Origin of the sequence: Shewanella sp. Isolate8 (assembly GCF_022398495.1) — a bacterium.
In the GTDB taxonomy this organism is placed as follows: Bacteria; Pseudomonadota; Gammaproteobacteria; order Enterobacterales; family Shewanellaceae; genus Shewanella; species Shewanella aquimarina.
Genome location: NZ_JAKEVI010000003.1, coordinates 557,524 through 571,277, shown reverse-complemented (window position 1 = coordinate 571,277; position 13,754 = coordinate 557,524). Strand labels below are relative to the sequence as shown.

At 57.9% G+C, this 13,754-nt stretch carries 7 protein-coding genes; 5 read left to right on the top strand and 2 right to left on the bottom strand.

All coding sequences use genetic code 11. The features are described 5' to 3' along the window. Positions 1 to 77 precede the first annotated feature (77 nt). Both L1D43_RS14935 and L1D43_RS14930 read left to right on the top strand, forming a co-directional pair. Entirely contained in the window at positions 78 to 887 is an 810-nt protein-coding gene (locus tag L1D43_RS14935) for a crotonase/enoyl-CoA hydratase family protein (protein WP_239852787.1), read from the top strand. 123 nt (positions 888 to 1,010) lie between these two features. After that, positions 1,011 to 1,508: a YqhA family protein gene (locus L1D43_RS14930; RefSeq protein WP_041510868.1), complete on the top strand. Its 498-nt coding sequence runs from the start codon at positions 1,011 to 1,013 to the stop codon at positions 1,506 to 1,508. Between the two features lie 11 nt (positions 1,509 to 1,519). On the opposite strand, the gene L1D43_RS14925 is transcribed toward L1D43_RS14930, so the two are convergent. Together L1D43_RS14925 and rapA are read right to left on the bottom strand one after the other, a co-directional pair. Further along, complete coding sequence (locus tag L1D43_RS14925; RefSeq protein ID WP_239852785.1) at positions 1,520 to 2,374, bottom strand: DUF3530 family protein; 855 nt, start codon at positions 2,372 to 2,374, stop codon at positions 1,520 to 1,522. 140 nt (positions 2,375 to 2,514) lie between these two features. Further along, the gene (gene rapA, locus L1D43_RS14920; protein ID WP_239852784.1) at positions 2,515 to 5,421 is read right to left on the bottom strand and encodes an RNA polymerase-associated protein RapA; all 2,907 of its coding nucleotides are present in this window, start codon (positions 5,419 to 5,421) and stop codon (positions 2,515 to 2,517) included. A 363-nt stretch (positions 5,422 to 5,784) separates the two neighbouring features. Here rapA and L1D43_RS14915 point away from each other — a divergent pair, with 363 nt between their 5' ends. From L1D43_RS14915 to L1D43_RS14905, 3 genes are all read left to right on the top strand, one after another. Beyond that, complete coding sequence (locus L1D43_RS14915) at positions 5,785 to 7,179, top strand: PhoH family protein (RefSeq protein ID WP_239852782.1); 1,395 nt, start codon at positions 5,785 to 5,787, stop codon at positions 7,177 to 7,179. Between the two features lie 232 nt (positions 7,180 to 7,411). After that, positions 7,412 to 11,104 carry a response regulator gene (locus tag L1D43_RS14910; RefSeq protein ID WP_041510871.1) on the top strand — a complete coding sequence of 1,231 codons (3,693 nt, stop codon included), beginning with the start codon at positions 7,412 to 7,414 and terminating at the stop codon, positions 11,102 to 11,104. Between the two features lie 222 nt (positions 11,105 to 11,326). Next, the gene (locus L1D43_RS14905; protein WP_239852780.1) at positions 11,327 to 13,726 is read left to right on the top strand and encodes a zinc-dependent metalloprotease; all 2,400 of its coding nucleotides are present in this window, start codon (positions 11,327 to 11,329) and stop codon (positions 13,724 to 13,726) included. Positions 13,727 to 13,754 lie beyond the last annotated feature (28 nt).

The following is a 13,754-nucleotide window of genomic DNA, read 5'->3' as shown; positions in this document are numbered from 1 at the left end:
TATTTGCCAAATGTGTTACATTCCCTTCTGGACTGACCAGTAGCAGAGTTTAAGCGCAGCGATTGAGGAGTAAAGGAATGCAACACCCCAACGTCACCCTGACCATAGCCGAAGGCATCGCCTGGGTAGAGCTGTCACGGCCGGAAAAGTACAACGCCCTTAACTATGAACTGTTTGAATCTATCGTTGAGGTGCAGAAGCATATCTCCAAACGCCGGGATGTGCGGGCGGTGATCTTAACCGGCAGCGGCGGTAACTTCTGTTCCGGCCTGGATGTGGCCAGCGTGATGAAGTCGCCGATGCAGGCGTTTAAGTTGCTGTTTAAGTGGTTGCCGGGTAATGCCAATCTGGCGCAGCGGGTCTCAATCGGCTGGCGCCGACTGCCTGTGCCTGTGATCTGCGTGCTCGAGGGGATCTGCTATGGCGGCGGTACCCAGATAGCCTTAGGGGCGGATATGCGTATCGCCGCGCCAGACTGTCGTCTCTCTATCATGGAGGCCAAGTGGGGACTGGTGCCTGACATGGCGGGCTTAGTCGGTCTGCGAGAGTTAGTGGGTAAGGATATCGCCATGCAGCTCACCATGACGGCCGAGGTGATCGACGCCCTGCAGGCCAAGGCCTATGGCCTGGTGACCCAGGTGAGCGAGGCGCCGCGGGAGGTGGCAGAGGCCCTGGCACATCGACTGGCCAACACCTCGCCCGATGCCAATGCGGCGATCAAGTTCAGCATCAACAAGAGTTGGCGCGCCGGTGAGCGTAGCCTGCTGGCCCGTGAGTCCCTGAGTCAGGTGCGTCTGCTTGTGGGCAAGAATCGGCTGATTGCCGCCCTGCGTCAGACAAAAGATCCTGAGCGTCGTTACCAGCTGCGTCAGCCCTGGTGGCGTTAACTGAATGAGTCACAACAGATTTTCAATGTGATCGGCTTCACACTACCTCTCGCCCGGCGAGACGAACACCCCGAGGCTCGCTAGTATCCTGCTGCCAAAATTTTGATAAAGGAAAGCTGGATAATGCGACAAGGGTTTGAACGATTTCTCTGGAGTAGCCGCCTCTCAGTGATGATAGGGGTGTTTGCCTGTGTGCTGGCGGCCCTTGTGGTGTTTGTCATGGGCATCAAGGATGTGATCCATATGGTCGACCTGCTGTGGGACTATGTGATCAGCGGCAGCTACGAGGTGCGTAACGATCTTGTGATGGTGGTGGTCGAGATCTTAGATACCTTCCTGCTAGGGTCTGTGCTGCTTATCTTTGCCTTTGGCCTCTATGAGCTGTTTATCAGCAACCTGCAGGCGGCGGAAGACAGTGTCGCCGGTGGTAAGATCTTAGTGATCAGCAGCATAGACTCGCTCAAGAGCAAGCTGGGTAAAGTGATCCTTATGATGTTGATCATTAAGGTGTTCTCCTACTTTACCGAGATGAAGCCGACCTCCATGTTGGAGTTGCTCTACATGGGCATCATAGTCGTGCTGATCGCCCTGGCGCTGATGCTGAGTAAAGATAAGAAGTAAACCTCTAAGCCTTAGGGATAGGCTCGCAGAATACGCTGGGCGAAGCCCTGAACCAGGAGCAGAACCTCCTGCCAGGCTGTGGGCTGATCCAGGTTTAACGCCAGTCGCTGCTGCTCATAACGCAGTGGCTGCCCCATGGGGGAGAGGGTCTTGCGGGCCTTTTGGGTCGCCAGGGAGGCGGGCAGTCCGTCCGGCGATTGAATATCCAATACCGGCAGCTCGAGCTTAGCCAGCTTGCCCGGCAGATCCCGATTCTCCGCCTCAAGTTCCAGATAGGGATTGATCACCACCAGCAGATCCGGGCTTGGCAGCGCGGCGGCGGTCAGCATCTCGATAACCAGGCCGGCACTCTGGCCGCTGACAATAAGCATCCGCTTACCCGGATACGCCTTCCCCAGGCCGTCGAGCTGCCCCAGGGTTTGACTCAGGGCGGTTTTCTGTTTCTCCCGTAAAGCGGTCCAATCTTCCTGGCTGTATTTGGGCAGGCTCTGATCACGCTTCTGGCTGAGCTGCGCCTCGCCGGGCTTGGGGATCTCACCGGCATCAGTGATATGGTTGGGCTGTGATGCCCCCTGGGGGGCACCTATGCTCAGGGTCGCCCAGCCCTTGGGCGTGAGATCGCGTCTGAGAAAGGCGAGCAGGCCTTCTGGGTCGGCATCTTCGCCCAAGTCCCCTAACAATACCGCCGCGCCATATTGATTTCGTCCCTGCCAGGGGCGCACCAATACCGGCTGCTCTGTGCCCTCGACCGTGATTTTAGCCACCTCGGTTGGCGGCAGGTAATCATAGTCTTGCATGGTATTGCGCTGGGCGAGAGCCATAAGGGGAAACAGGGTAAGGATGAGCAGTGTGGTGCGTAGATTCATCGGCTTATTGGGTCATCTGGCGTTAACTTTGACTATGGCGTCAGTATAAGCCTAAGTGCTTGCCAATGGCGATAAAATGCGAAAGAAGCTGGCACCGACCAGGGTCGGTGCCATAGGGAGAGAGTTATGCGTAACTGGAATTAGGCATGGCTGACTAGGACCAGACGCACGGCGTCCAGTTGCAGCTGGCAGCCATCTAGGTAGTTGCCCAGCTCGACCATCTGATTTCTCAGGTGCTCCAGCTCCTCGTCACGGATGTTGGGGTTGACTGCCTTGAGGGCCTCCAAACGTTCCAGCTCGGCGGTGAGCTGCTGAGTCATCTTGGCGCAGGCCTCTTCGGTCAGCTGTTTCATCGCCGCCTCGGCAAAGGCTTCACCCTTGGCAAACAGCGGGTGCAGCAGGGTCTGCGACGCGTTGACCAGCTTGCTGGCGATGTGACGGTTGACCGCGCTCAGCTGCTTGTCGAAGCTCTCGTAGCTGACGTTCTCCGACAGGTTGTTGCCATTCTTGTCCAGCAACACACGAACCGGGGTAGGTGGCATGTAGCGGTAGAGCTGGCTCGAACGCGGCGCCGAGGCATCGGCCATGTAGATCAGCTCAAGGAAGACTGTGCCTGCCGGCAGGGCCTTGTTCTTGAGCACGGCCACGCTGGTGGTGCCTGTCTCGGAGGAGGTGATCAGATCCAGACCCGTCTGTACCAGCGGGTGCTCCTGGGTGATCAGGGCGATATCGTCGCGGGACAGCGCCATCTCTCGGTCGAAGGTCACGGTAATACCGTCTTCCGGCAGGCCTGGGTAGGTGGGGAACATCATATGCTCGCTCGGGTGCAGCACGATGGCGTTCTCGCCGCTATCTTCCTGCTCGACACCTATGATGTCCCACAGGCGGATCACTGAGCCAATCAGCTGGGTGTCCTGGTCGCGGGCCGCCAGGCTCTCCACCAACTTCTGCGCCTTGGCGCCGCCGTGGGAGTTGATCTCCAGCAGCTTGTCGCGGCCCTGTTCCATCGCCTTCTTCAGCGCCTTGTAACGGGTCTGGGTGTGGTTGAGCAGCTGGGTGAACTGATCTTCGTCGCGATACACCAGCTGGGTCAGCAGCTCGTCGGAAAACTCGTTAAACAGTATATGGCCCGTAGGACAGGTCTGCTCAAAGGCGTTCAGTCCCTTGTGGTACCAGTTCATCAGGTTTTCCTGGGCCGTGCCCGCTAGGTAGGGCAGGTGGATCTCGACATCGTTGGCCTGGCCGATACGGTCCAGACGACCGATACGCTGCTCCAGCAGATCTGGGTTCAGCGGTAGGTCGAACAGCACCAGATGGCTGGCAAACTGGAAGTTACGGCCCTCTGAGCCGATCTCGCTACAGATAAGTGCCTGGGCGCCGCCGGTTTCCTGGGCGAAGTAGGCGCCGGCCTTGTCGCGTTCTATGATAGACATGCCTTCATGGAATACTGTGGCCTGAATGCCCTCGCGGGTACGCAGCGCCTCTTCCAGGCTCAGGGCGGTCTCCGCCTGGCTGGCGATGATCAGCACCTTCTTGCTGCGATGATTCTTGAGGAAGTCGATCAACCAGTCGACCCTTGGGTCGAACTTCCACCAACTGGCACTGTCGCTCTCAAACGCCTGATACAGCTTCTCCGGGCTCAGCGCCTGTTTCACCTTGGCGGTGAGATCTGTCTGGCCACCCATCATCTCTGACACGCGGGCGGCGGTCTCGTACTGGGTCGGCATGGTCTGCGGATGGGCGTTGAAGATACGGGTCGGGAAACCCTTCACCGAGGCGCGGCTGTTACGGTAGAGCACGCGGCCGGTGCCGTGTCTGTCTAATAGCTCCTGTAGCAGCTCGCTGCGGGCCTGTTCGCGTTGATCATCATCGACACTCTCGTCCTCGATCAGACGCAGCGCCGGGGTGATATCTTTCTCGTTGAGTAGCTCGGTCAGGCTGGCAACGGCCTCGTCGGGCAGACGCTTGCCACTGGCCAGGGCATCGGCGGCACTGGCCACCTCTTTGTAGCTCTCCTCCTCTTTGAGGAAGGCCTGATAGTCGTAGAAGCGATCCGGGTCCAGCAGACGCAGACGGGCGAAGTGGCTCTGGTGGCCCAGCTGATCCGGGGTCGCGGTCAGCAGTAGCACACCGGGGACCACTTCACTCAGGGCCTCGACCACGCGATAGGCGCGGCTCGGTTCCTCTTCGGTCCACTCCAGGTGGTGGGCTTCGTCGACTACCATGAGATCCCAGTCGGCATCCAATGCCTGGTCCAGGCGTTTCTTCTTACGCAGCAGCTCCAGCGAGCAGATCACCAGCTGTTCGGTGTAGAAAGGGTTGTCGTGGTCGGCATAGGCCTCGACGCATCTGTCTTCGTCAAACACTGAGAAGCGCAGGTTGAAACGGCGCAGCATCTCCACTAACCACTGATGGCGCAGCGTGTCTGGCACTATGATCAGGATACGCTCGGCGCGGCCGGTCAGCAGCTGCTGGTGAATGATCAGGCCGGCTTCGATGGTCTTACCCAGGCCTACCTCGTCCGCCAATAGGACGCGCGGTGCAAAGCGCTGGCCCACTTCATGGGCGATCCACTGCTGATGGGGGATCAGGCCGACACGGGGCCCCTGTAGGCCCAGCAGATCTGAGGTGGCCAGCTTGTGACGCAGTAGCTGGCTCTGGTAGCGCACGCCAAATCTGTCGAGACGGTCGATCTGGCCGGCAAACAGTCTGTCCTGGGGCTTGTTGAAGCGAATATTGTGGTTGAGCAGGGTCTCGCGCAGGCTGACCTCCTCGCCGGTTTCCGTGTGGATACCGTGGTAGATCACCAGCTGGTTCTTCTCTTCGACTTCGCTGACCTTGAGGCTCCAGCCTTCGTGACTCTCGATGATATCGCCGGGGTTATAGATCACTCGGGTTAGCGGGGCATCGTCGCGGGCAAACATGCGGTTTTCGTCAGTGGCGGGGAACATCAGGGTGACCATACGGCCTTCGAGTCCAATGACAGTACCTAAACCGAGTTCCGATTCGGTATCACTAATCCAACGTTGACCTAAGGAAAAGGGCATTTACAAATTCTCATCTACAGGGTGAATCACGAAAGGGCGCGTATGTTATCCAATCGGGGCTTTGATGTCGAACACATCTGACCCGTAATTGCCTCGTTAAAAAGCCTAAAGATTACAAATTATCCAATCGGATCGGCTGGCACCCGCCTTGTCATCTTAATGTCATTTTAGGCCACCAGTCTCAAATTGGGTCGGGCGATTTTCTGGGCAAGTTTCCGTTGAAGCCGTGAGATTTTGGTGTCAGTATGGATTTAACCGCTAAGTGCTTTGTTGCGCGTCACTATACTGATAGAGAAGGAGGCTAATTACCCACTCAGTTCGCTCGACTACAAATATAACACCCTACGCACAAGTGGAGGCGCCATGGAACAAGACGACAAGAAGTTGTTTGTACTGGATACCAATGTGTTACTGCATGAACCCTTAGCCATCTATTCGTTTAAGGAGCATGATGTCGTAGTCCCCATGACTGTCCTTGAAGAGTTGGATCAGATCAAAGACAGGAAACGAGATATTAGCCGAGATGCCCGAGTCGCCATTCGCGCACTGGAAGATATACTCGGTGGGCAAACCACCCCAGAAGAGATTGTCAGCGGGGTGCCCTTACCCAAACGTGAAGGACACGGTGACGCAGTAGGTTCCCTCTCTATCTTCCCCGACCATCAACTCGAATTTACCCAGGCATCCCTGCCTGGCGACAATAACGACAACCGCATCATCAACACAGCACTGCATCTGCAGAAGCAGTTTGCCCCACGCCATGTGGTGCTGGTGACTAAAGATATCAACATGCGCCTCAAGGCCAAGGGCGCCGGCATTAACCTGGTCGAAGACTACCGCACCGACCAGCTGATCGACGACATTCGCTTCCTCACCAAAGGTTTTCACCAGTTTGAGGGGGATTTCTGGGCGCGCAAGGAGCATGTGAATACCGAAACCCAGGGGCGCCATACGGTGCATAGGGTGCCGGTTAGGGAAGTGGGTGAGGAAAACTTTTATACCAACCAATACCTTATCGACGAAGACTCTAACTTCTGTGGCCGGGTATTGAGCAATAACGACGAGGATCTGGAGATATTGGACCTCGGCCGTGATCGCCTGCTCAACCTGGATGCCTGGGGCATCAAGCCCAAAAATATCTACCAGGGGATGGCGATGCAGGCGCTGCTGGATCCAGATATCGATCTGGTGATCCTCACCGGCCCCGCCGGTTGTGGTAAGACGCTGCTGGCCATGGCGGCGGCGCTGGAGATGGTGGTGGAGCGGGGCCTCTACGACAAGGTGATCGTCACCCGTAACACGCCGGAGATCGCCGAATCTATCGGCTTCCTGCCCGGCACCGAAGAGGAGAAGATGGCGCCCTGGCTCGCGGCCATTACCGATACGCTGGAGGTGTTACACAAGCATGACGTCAACCCCAGCGGCAGCATGAACTACATCATGGACAAGGCCAACATACAGTTTAAGTCGATTAACTTCATGCGTGGACGCTCGATACAGAACTCTGTGGTCTTGCTGGACGAGTGTCAAAACCTGACCGCCTCGCAGATCAAGACGATGATCACCCGTATGGGCGAGGGGACTAAGCTGATCTGTAGCGGTAACCTGGCGCAGATCGATTCTAACTACTTGACGGCGGTGACCTCGGGGCTCACCTATATCGTCGAGCGCTTTAAAAATTTCGATGGCAGTGCCAACGTCTACCTCAACGGCGTGGTGCGCTCTCGCCTAGCCGAGTTTGCCGAGGAAAACCTATAGCCGCTTAGACGGTCAATGACGATAAAAGGCTCCCAGGGTGGAGTCTTTTGTCTAAAGAAAGCGCAGCGCTAGGCAGCTGCATCAATTTGTCGGCCCAGGCCAACTGAGATCATTCTGGCAAAAGCGACTCCCCTTTGTATTCCATTGGGCTGGCTTCCTGATACTATATGCAGAATATGATGCGCCGCTCAGGTTAACCCCAAGGGCAGATGCTTGTTTTCAAAGGTAATCAATGAAGTCGACAGAGCCGGACTTACAGCTTAAGTCTCCGATTCAAAAAAACTACAATCGCGCGGTTTTCTATACCTATATCGGCGTGATCATCATGGCGTTGCTGACGGCCTGGATCTTCTTCGAGCGACAAAAGACCCAGATGATGGAGCAGCGCGAAGAGCTGGTCGAGCGTCACGTGTTGCAGATCGACCTTTTGTTGGAATCCAGCATTCGCGCGGTGAAGAGCCTGCGCAACGTGGCGGTGGATCACCTGCGTCTGGGCGAGCTGGTGCGTACCGACCGTCTGCCCCAGTATGAGAAGTTTAACGAGAGCGGCCAGTTCTTTACCTTAGAGCCCAGCTATGCCCAGAGCGGCAAGCCCTTCACCAACATGGGGCGGATCACCGGGGCGGGCTCCCTCAATGGCCGCAGCGACAAGTTTTATCAGGAGCTGGAGATGCTGTTCGAGCTCTCCCTCTCCTTCCCGGTCGCCCGACAGGCGGCGCCCAAGGCCTCCTCCATCTACTACATCTCCAAACACAGGATGATGTCTTACTATCCCTGGCCCTCGGACGAACAACGCTTTCGCGACGAGCTGCTGAAGAAGCAGCAGTTCCAGCTGGTCACCCCCGCCATGAACCCACAGCGCAGCGTGGCCTGGAGCCCCGCCTATGTGGAGCCTAATGGCAAGGGGCTGCTAACCACTGTAGGTGTGCCCATCTATCTGGAAGATGAGTTTATCGGCTCCATCAACCTGGATATGACCCTCTCCTCCCTGGACAAGCAGATCCGCCTCTACTTCAAGATGCCGGGCACGGTTATTCTGCTGGATCAGCAAAACAATATTCTCTCTCACAGCGATATCGACGCCGCCGACATCAACCGGGTGTTCCATATCAGCCAGAAGATCCCCTCGGCGCTGCATTCGGTGCCCGAGTCAGAGCTGTTCGATGCCCATGAGGGGATCATGCGTAACGGCTACTATATCCACTCGGTGGCGCTGCAAAACGCACCCTGGCGCCTCCTCTACCTGCAGGACGAGAACGAGCTGTTTAAGGATTCCTGGGAGAAGCTGGAGCTGACCTTCCTGCTGGTGGTGATCGCCCTGTCTGTGTTGGTGACCATAGTGCACTGGCAGACCCGCCGCTCCTTCGTTAACCCGGCGTCGCGCCTGTTGTCGCACCTCGAGGGCTGCTCTCAGGAACCGCGCAAGCCACCGGCCAAGATCACCCAGGGCTGGGAGCCATGGTTCCAGCTGGTGAGTCGTATCTTCGAAGAAAACCAGCAATATACCCGGCACCTGGCGGAGCAGAACCGTCGCCTGGATAACCTGGTGGCGCGGCGCACCGAGCGTCTCAAGGAGACCACAGAGCGGCGCGAGCGGGAATATGCCTTGTTGCGCTCCCTGCTGGACTCCATCCCAGAGGCGATCATCTTCAAGGATAAAGAGGGTAAATACCTGGGCTGTAACAAGTCGGCTGAGCGCATGCTGGGTTACACCGAGAGCGAGATGATCGGCCAGGATTCCCAGGCGATGACCAGCAACGAGCAGTCGATGCGGATCCGCGCCGAAGATGAGCGGGTGCTGTCCGAGCGTACGCCGCTGAGGTATCAGGAGAAGGTGGAGCTGGCGGGCAAGCCGGTGCTGCTGGATACCCTCAAGCTGCCTTTCTACAACCGCCGTGGCGAACTGCTGGGGCTTATCGCCGTGTGGCGTGACGTGACCCGGGAATATGAATCCGCCGAGCAGCTCAGGCTGTCGGAGGAGCGTTATCACCTGGCGATGGACGCGGTAGAAGATGGCCTGTGGGACTGGTATCTGGATTCTGAGCAGATCATCTGTAACCCGGCCTACTACTCTATGCTCGGCTATAAGAGCAACGAATTCCCGGCCCTGGTGTCGACCATTGACGAGCTGGTGCATCCGGATGATCGCATTCGGGTGCAGGAGTACCGCGAGCAGTATCTGGCGGATCCTATCGGCGCCTACGACATCGAATTCCGTATGCGCGGCAAGAGCGGCATGTATCACTGGGTACTCAGCCGTGGCCGTGTGGTGGAGTTCACCTCTGACAACCAGCCTAAGCGTATGGTGGGTACCCACAAGGATATTACCCGCCATAAGAGCAACGAGGTGGCGCTGCTGGAGGCCAAGCAGGACGCGGAATCGGCCAACCTGTATAAGAGTGAGTTCCTGGCCAACATGAGTCACGAGATCCGCACGCCGATGAACGCCATTATCGGTATGTTGCAGCTGGCCAGCCGCACTCAGCTGACGCCGCAGCAGGCGGACTACCTGGATAAGGCGGGCTTCTCGGCGCAATCCCTGCTGCGCATCATCAACGACATCCTCGACTTCTCCAAGATTGAGGCCGGTAAGCTGGAGCTGGAACGGGTTGCCTTCCCGCTGGACAAGGTGCTGGACCATGCCTTGGACCTCAACGCCCTCAAGGCCCAGGAGAAGGGCGTCGAGCTGCTGCTTTACGCCCCTGTTACCGCCGGGCTTATCCTCGAAGGGGATCCCCTACGTCTGGGGCAGGTGCTGATCAACATGCTCAGCAACGCGGTCAAGTTTACCCAGAGCGGCGAAATCGAGCTGGGCTGTGAAGATGTGGGCGAGCGGGATCATCGCATCACCCTCAAGTTCTGGGTGCGCGACACCGGCATAGGGATCAGCAAGGAGCAGCAGGCGAGCCTGTTCGACGCCTTCGCCCAGGCCGATGGCTCGACTACCCGCAAGTACGGTGGCACAGGCTTGGGTCTCTCCATCAGTAAGCATCTAGTCTCCATGATGGGCGGCACCATGCAGGTGCAGAGTGAGCTGGGGGTGGGCAGTACCTTTAGCTTTACCATCAGCTTCGAGATCGCCGAAGAGGCCGAGGTGAAGCCCCTTATCGTGCCCGAGGTGATAGGTAACCTGAAGACACTGGTGGTGGACGACAACCCGACGGCGCTGCAGATCTACTCGACCGCCATGCGCGACTTCCACTTCGACGTGGATACCGCCTCTAACGGCGCCGAGGCCCTGTACAAGCTGGAGCACAGGCCGGTGGATCTCCTGCTGCTCGACTGGATGATGCCTGAGATGGATGGGGTCGAGGTGATCAAGGCCCTGGACGCCATGGTGGCCGATGGTCGCCTGGAGAAGCGCCCGGTGATCATCATGATGACCGCCTACGCCTCGGAGCCGCTCAAGGAAGATCTGGACGATCTCGACATCTACGCCATGTTGCAGAAGCCGTTCAAGGCCTCGGCCCTGTTTGACGAGATCATTTCAGCCTTCATCGACAAGCCTAAGATCAATCCTGCGGCGGCCCTACCCGTGGAAGGTAAGGCCACGGGATCTGGGCAGATCCTGCTGGTGGAAGATAACTTCATCAACCAACAGGTGGCCACCGAGCTGCTTAAGAGCGCGGGTTACGAGGTAGATGTGGCCGAAAACGGCCAGGTTGCCCTGGACATGGTGGACGCCAAGCAATATGACGCCGTGCTGATGGATATTCAGATGCCTGTGATGGATGGTCTGACGGCCACCAAGGAGCTGCGTAAGCGCTACACCAAGGAGGAGCTGCCGGTGATCGCCATGACGGCCCATGCCATGTCGGGTGATCGCGAGAAGAGCCTGGCGGCGGGCATGAACGCCCACATCACTAAGCCTATCGTGCTCAACGAGCTGTTCGACACCCTGGCCCAGTGGATAGTGCGTCACTAATCGGACAGTGCAATGCGTATGTGAGAGAACAGAAGGGGCCTTGGCCCCTTTTTTGTGGCTGTCGATTTGCTGGCCAACAAGGCGTAGAGGCTTATGATGCGGCGTGAATTATTTGCACTTGAGCCTGAATCGAGACCTGTTAAGCTAAGTGACTGATATTCACGAGACGCATAATATTTGAACAACTCAGTCTCCCATTATAAGTCTCAGCAAGGAGATAACATGAGACCCTCTACACTCGCGCTGGCCCTTGCCCTCATTCTGGTCCCGACTGGCCCCCTGCTCGCCGTCGAAAATAGCGCTAAGGTGATCAAGAGCAGTCAGGCCGCCAAAGGCTTTATCAACCTCTTCTATCAGCAAGGCTCGGGCGATCTCTACCTGGAGGCGACCCGCCTCAATCAGCCTTTCTTGCTGGTCACCAGCCTGCCCCATGGCGTGGGCTCTAACGATATCGGCCTGGATCGCGGCCAGCTGGGAATGACCCGCCTGGTGCAGTTTGAACGCCATGGACCCTATCTCATCCTGAAACAGCTTAACACCCGTTACCGCGCCACCACGGACAACGGCGCCGAGCAGCGGGCGGTCAAAGAGGCCTTCGCCGAGTCTGTGCTCTGGCGCGGCAAGGTACTTGAGGGCAAGCGGGCGCTGGTGGCGATCAAGGATCTTGTACTGCGCGACCTGCATGGCATAGTCGATACCCTAGAACAGACCAAGCAGGGCAATTATCAGCTGGACAAGGAGACCTCGCTCATCCTGCCTCAGGGGGTTAAGTCCTTCGAGCGTAACAGCGATGTCGATGTGCTGCTCACCTTCAAGGGCGCCAAGGCCGGGCCTCAGGTGGCTCTGGTGACCCCCGATGGTAAGCAGATGTCGCTGCGGATGCGTTACTCCTTCGTCGCGTTGCCGGACGATAATTATCAGCCCAGGGCCTACCACCCCAATAGCGGTTACCTGTCCGATGAGTATCTGGATTACGGCGCGCCAATCGACAGCGACATAGTGCAGCGCCATCTGCTGCGTCATCGCCTGGAGAAGGTAACCCCGGGTGACGCCCCCAGTGAGGTGGTCAAACCCATCATCTATTATCTGGATCCCGGCGTGCCAGAGCCTATTCGTAGTGCCCTGCTAGAGGGGGCTCGCTGGTGGGAGAGTGCCTTCAACGAGGCGGGCTTTATCAACGGCTTCAAGGTGGAGCTACTGCCGGAAGATGCCGATCCCCAGGACATTCGCTACAACGTGATCCAGTGGGTACACAGGGCGACTCGCGGCTGGTCTTATGGCAGCGCCATCGCCGACCCGCGCACAGGTGAGATCATCAAGGGCCATGTGACCCTGGGCAGTCAGCGTGTCAGGCAAGATCATCTCATCGCCCGCGGTCTCACCGCAGGCTGGGAAGACAGAGAGGCGGCTTCTCAGGCGGTGACAGACCTCTCGCTGGCGCGTATTCGCCAGCTGTCGGCTCATGAGGTGGGTCATACTCTGGGTCTGGACCATAACTTCGCCGCGTCGAGCAACGACAACGCCTCAGTGATGGATTACCCGCACCCCAAGGTGACACTCAAGGGCGGCAAGATAGATATCTCCGCTCCTTACGATGAAGGTGTTGGTGCCTGGGATAAGTTTACCGTGGCCTATGGCTATGGTCAGTTTAGCGCCGAGGCTCAACAGGCCAAGTTGACCGGGTTGATGCAGGCGGTGGAGCGCCAGGGGCTGAGATATATAGGTGAGGCAGATTCGCGCCGCGCCGGTTCCAGCCAGGCCTATGCCAGCCTCTGGGACAATGGCAAGGATCCTGTGGCCGAGCTGAGCCGTCTGGCCAAGGTGCGCGAGGTGGCCATCGACAACTTTAGCGACGCCGCGCTGCTCCAGGGCCAGCCCTATGGTGAGCTGCGCGACGCCTTCGTGCCCATCTATCTGCTGACCCGTTATCAGATCGAAGCCGCGGCCAAGTTTATTGGTGGCAGTGACTACAACTATTCCACTCAGGATGGGGGGCGCAGCTGGCACTATATGGCCCCCGAGCTGCAAAAGAACGCGCTGGATACCCTGCTGCAAGGCCTGAGTGCAGATGCCCTGGCCTTGCCGACTAAGGTGACCGACGCCCTGGTGCCTAAGTCGGGCAACTATGGCGCCACCCGCGAGAGCTTCGATGGCGCCACCGGCGTGGTGATCGATCCCCTCGGAATGGCCGAGGTGCTTAGCCGTCACACCTGTCAGCAGCTGCTGCAGCCTCAGCGTCTCAATCGCGTCAATCAGGGCTACTTTGCCGACAGGGAGCAGCTGTCTGTGGTGACTCTGGTCAATAAGCTGCTGGCTAAGACCCTGTTTAGCGATGCGCCTAATGGGGCGACGCAGGGGGTATGGATGCGGGTCAATGCCGTGGTGATCGATGCCCTGCTGGCCAGCTACCATGATGGGGCGAGTTCGCCCGAGGTGAAGGCGCAGCTGGCGGGTCGTCTGGCCTATGCCCAGAAGCAGCTTAGCCGTCTGGTGAAGCGCAGTAGCGACTATGAATCGGCGCACTATCAGTGGCTATTAGAGGGGATAGAGCAGGGGCTGAAAGAGAGCAAGCATAAGCTGATCCACAAGCCGCTTGCCATGCCGCCTGGCTCGCCGATTTAAGCTCTGTAACATTAGCTAAAAGCCCCGC